The 846-nt window shown below is 57.3% G+C and carries 1 protein-coding gene; it reads right to left on the bottom strand.

What is annotated here, in order from left to right:
- A partial coding sequence (gene tuf, locus GQF00_RS14835; RefSeq protein WP_161319968.1) for an elongation factor Tu occupies positions 1-845 on the bottom strand: 845 nt, incomplete at its 3' end.
- Between the last annotated feature and the right edge of the window lies 1 nt (position 846).

The following is an 846-nucleotide window of genomic DNA, read 5'->3' as shown; positions in this document are numbered from 1 at the left end:
CGCAGCAGTACACCAACGTTCTCACCCGCACGGCCTTCGTCCAGCAGCTTGCGGAACATCTCAACACCGGTACAGGTGGTCTTGGTGGTGTCGTGGATACCGACGATCTCGATTTCCTCGCCCACCTTGATGATGCCACGCTCTACACGGCCGGTTACTACAGTACCGCGACCAGAGATGGAGAATACGTCTTCGATCGGCATCAGGAACGGCTGATCTACGGCACGCTCCGGCTCCGGGATGTACTCGTCCAGGGTCTCTACCAGCTTCTGTACGGCAGGCATGCCGATGTCGCTGGTGTCGCCTTCCAGTGCCTTCAGGGCAGAACCCTTGATGATCGGCGTATCGTCGCCCGGGAAATCGTAGTCGCTCAGCAGCTCACGGATTTCCATTTCTACCAGCTCGAGCAGCTCTTCATCGTCAACCATGTCCGCTTTGTTCAGGAACACAACGATGTAAGGTACGCCAACCTGACGGGACAGCAGGATGTGCTCGCGAGTCTGCGGCATGGGGCCGTCAGCTGCGGAACATACCAGGATCGCGCCGTCCATCTGCGCGGCACCGGTGATCATGTTTTTCACATAATCAGCGTGACCGGGGCAGTCTACGTGGGCGTAGTGACGAGTCGGGGAATCGTACTCTACGTGAGAGGTCGCAATGGTAATACCACGCTCGCGCTCTTCCGGAGCGTTATCGATACCGTCGAAGGCAACGGCAGAGCCGCCCCATACTTCCGCACATACGCGAGTCAGCGCAGCGGTCAGAGTGGTTTTACCATGGTCAACGTGACCAATGGTGCCTACGTTTACGTGCGGTTTATTACGTTCAAACTTTTCCTTTGCCACG

Origin of the sequence: Alcanivorax sp. DP30, assembly GCF_009882945.1 — a bacterium.
GTDB lineage: Bacteria > Pseudomonadota > Gammaproteobacteria > Pseudomonadales > Alcanivoracaceae > Alcanivorax.
The sequence above is the reverse complement of the archived record's forward strand: the minus strand, read 5'-3'. Positions and strand labels throughout refer to the sequence as shown.